General features: G+C 43.2%; 3 protein-coding genes. All 3 read left to right on the top strand.

Annotated features, from left to right (window positions below):
* A partial coding sequence (locus tag Q1V93_RS10280) for a gliding motility-associated C-terminal domain-containing protein (RefSeq protein ID WP_300664386.1) occupies positions 1-379 on the top strand: 379 nt, incomplete at its 5' end.
* Between the two features lies 1 nt (position 380).
* The gene (locus Q1V93_RS10275; RefSeq protein WP_300664384.1) at positions 381-1,346 is read left to right on the top strand and encodes a type IX secretion system membrane protein PorP/SprF; all 966 of its coding nucleotides are present in this window, start codon (positions 381-383) and stop codon (positions 1,344-1,346) included.
* Between the two features lie 19 nt (positions 1,347-1,365).
* Positions 1,366-3,067: IgGFc-binding protein (locus tag Q1V93_RS10270; protein ID WP_300664382.1), on the top strand; the 1,702-nt coding region annotated here is incomplete at its 3' end.

The following is a 3,067-nucleotide window of genomic DNA, read 5'->3' as shown; positions in this document are numbered from 1 at the left end:
CGGAAATTATTACATCGTTCTCCAGGTAACAAATGCCTTGGGTTGTACCGATAGCGCGATTCGTTTCATCGCCATCAATACGGTAACAACTGAAATCACCACATTGATTCCTACAGTTATTTCTCCGAACGGCGACAGCTCAAACGATGTCTGGAAACTGGACTTTCTCCAATTGGGCTATCCGAATGCACACATCGAGATTTACAACGAGTGGGGGCAAACGGTCTTCACTTCGGATGGTTATGAAGAACCCTGGGATGGAACCTTTAACGGAGAACCGGTTCCGGACGGGAATTACCTGTTCGTAATTCAGCTGAACGCGAATGCAAGCCCGGATATCTACAAAGGAGTATTAATGGTGTTAAGAAAAAGAGACTGATATGAATAAGAAGCATTTTATTACAGGCTTGTTTGTTGTTTTACTCTTCGTTTCTTTCGGGCAGCAGCAAAGTATTTTCACAAACATATTAGCCAATCCGCTGCATTATTCTCCTGCGTATGTAGGAAGTACGAATTACCATGAAGTGAGTTTTTTCAATCGAACTCAGTGGGTTGGATTCAAAGATGCGCCACGGAATTTCTATTTGAATTTTCACGGTTCTTTCAAGAATAAAGCAAAACACGGCTACGGCGTTCAGCTCCTGTCGGAACAAACGGGATTATTGAGTAAAACCGGTATTTATGTGAATTACGGGTATCAGATCAAAATGAGTAAGAAATGGAAAATGGGATTGGGAGTTCGTCCGGGTTTTGTGCAATACCGGATTCGTTTATACGATGCCGTTGTTGCAGATGCCGGAGATCCGATTTTTACAGGTAATACCTATTCGGGAAATGCATTCGATGTCAATGCAGGATTCCGTCTTTACAGCGATAAATTTGAATTCAGCGGAGGAATTGATCATTTGATCGGAAAGAATCTGAATCTGTCTTCCTACAACCAAAACCTGCAGTTTCATTATACTTTGATGACTTCCTATAAGTTTCAATTCAAAAAGAATTGGGAGTTGAGACCGGCAATTTTGTTCAGATATACGAAACCGGTTCCTTCACAACTTTCGATTCTCGCACAATTGTCTTACAAAGAGAAGTTCTTTGGAGGGTTGAATTTCAGAACAAACGATGCAATCGGGATTTTCCTTGGGATCCGATTGAAAAACCGTTTGAGTATCACGTATGGATACGATTACAGTTATACGAAAATCAGAAAGTACGGCGCAGGTTCTCATGAAGTAGGTATTTCCTTCATCATTACCAAAAACAGACCTTCGCTGGAAGAAGAAGATGACAAATTGAATAATAGTATTCTTGAAGATATCCAGAAGGAAATCGAAAAGGATAAATAGGACGATGAATTTAGAGCTTATGAAATTACGTCGAATAATAGTATTGTTAGCGTTGATTTTTACGGTCGGATCCTTTGAAAGTAAAGGCCAGATCGACTCCGTTTTTTGGTTTGCGGCACCGTGGGTCACACCAAGTCATGCAGGAAACACTCCGCTAGCGTTGAGAATCTCCACATTTAATGCACCGACGACGGTTCGTGTATATCAGCCTGCGGGAACCTACGATTCTACCTTTGTAGTTCCGGCAAACTCCTTGAGTTCACTCTTTTTGGATGCGATCGTTAACACCCTGGAATCTAAACCGGCAGATAACGTATTGAATTACGGAATCAAGATTGAGGCAGATACCTTGATTACGGTGGTTTACGAGGTCGTTACCATTGTCAATAACCCGGAAACATACTCCTTAAAAGGACAAAATGCGCTGGGAACGGAGTTTGTTTGTCCGTTTCAAAACACCTGGGCGAACGGAAGCTATACACCGATTCAGCCGAAATCCATGATTTGTATCGTTGCCACGGAAAACAATACAACCGTTTGGATCACTCCGAAGGCAACAGTAGTAGGCCATCCCGCCGGAATCACATATTCTGTGGTTTTAAACAAAGGACAAACGTATACGATTGAAAATACGTCACAGGCAACAAATACTCCCGGAAATAACCTCGGGGGAACAATTGTCGTTGCCAATAAACCGATTGCCGTCACGGTTTCGGATGATTCTGTAACCAACTCAGGTGGTGGTTGCCGGGATTTGATGGGAGATCAGATTGTTCCGGTCGATGTAGTGGGAACAAATTACATCGTAAACCGGGGAAATATGTTTGCGAATTCCCAGGAAGGAATTTTTATCGTTGCAACTCAAAACTTTACTTCAGTAAGTGTCACCACTTCTTTGGGAACCTTTTCCCAGCTCCTGAACCAGGGAGACACGTGGAAATATGTTCTGACGGCGACGGAAACACTGGCGTACGTGGATGCAGATAAAAACGTTTATGTCCTTCAGGCAAGCGGTTTCGGATGTGAAGTCGGTGAAGCATTGCTTCCGCCGATCAACTGTGCCGGATCAAGTCAGGTGAGTTTCACCAGAACCAATTCGGAGACATTTATCCTCAATATTTTATGTCCGACAGCCGCGATCAATGACTTTTTATTGAACGGTAGTGCAACACTCGTTCCGGGTTCTGCTTTTAACCCTGTTCCCGGAACAGGAGGTTTCTGGAGTGGCGCACAAATCACATTCAGTACGGCAAATATTCCGGTTGGTTCCTCCAATTTGATTACCAATTCCAGTGAATATTTTGGAATGGGAGTAATCAACGGTGGAGCAAGTTCCGGATGTTATTATCACTACATGTCTTCTTTCAACCGGAAAGTATATGTGAAAGCCGGAAATGATACAACGCTTTGTAACGGAGATCCTTCTGTATTGCTGAATGGTTCTGTGGAAGGTGGATCAATAACCGGTCAATGGTCGGTTCTGAACGGGGCAGGAACCTTTGCCAACTCGGTAGATTTGTCCACTTCATATGTTCCGTCTGCTTCAGATTATGCACAGGGAACCCTGACTTTTATCCTGACCTCAACCGGAAATTGTGATCCTGTAAGAGATACGATGGTCGTAAACTTCATTCAATCACCGGAAGCAAATGCCGGTTTAGATGATTCTTATTGCAAGAACAATGTTGGAGCAGTGCCTGTTACGGGTGCGTTTTCATATG

The organism is Fluviicola sp. (assembly GCF_030151805.1).
GTDB lineage: Bacteria > Bacteroidota > Bacteroidia > Flavobacteriales_D > Crocinitomicaceae > Fluviicola.
This window is presented reverse-complemented; position numbering and strand designations above follow the sequence as displayed.

Excerpts from the sequence above, each read along its gene's own strand:
- Q1V93_RS10275 (WP_300664384.1), top strand. The coding sequence starts at position 381 with ATGAATAAGAAGCATTTTATTACAGGCTTGTTTGTTGTTTTACTCTTC.